Raw genomic sequence first — 270 nt, 5'->3', positions numbered from 1 at the left:
GCGCACCGCGTCCGCCGCTGTCGCGGCGTTGATGGTGTCCACGCTCACGGGTGCTCCCGCGGCGACGAGACGCTCGATAACGGGGAGCACGCGCTGCTGCTCGGCCTCGGATCCCACACGCTCGGCGCCGGGCCTGGTCGACTCTCCACCGACATCGAGCACGGCGGCTCCCTCGGCCCGCAGCCGCAGACCGTGCTCGACGGCACGATCGACGTCGAGATAGCGCCCGCCGTCGCTGAACGAGTCGGGCGTGACGTTGACGATGCCCCA

The 270-nt window shown here is 71.9% G+C and carries 1 protein-coding gene; it reads right to left on the bottom strand.

Annotated features, from left to right (window positions below; all coding sequences use genetic code 11):
• Nucleotides 1–270 (bottom strand): dihydropteroate synthase (locus tag R0J87_RS20760; RefSeq protein WP_498888621.1); only part of this gene is annotated, 270 nt, incomplete at both ends.

It is taken from the genome of Halomonas sp. SIMBA_159 (assembly GCF_046536035.1).
Taxonomy (GTDB): Bacteria; Pseudomonadota; Gammaproteobacteria; order Pseudomonadales; family Halomonadaceae; genus Vreelandella; species Vreelandella venusta_A.
Note: the sequence above shows the minus strand (reverse complement) of the source record. Positions and strands in the feature narration are given on the sequence as shown.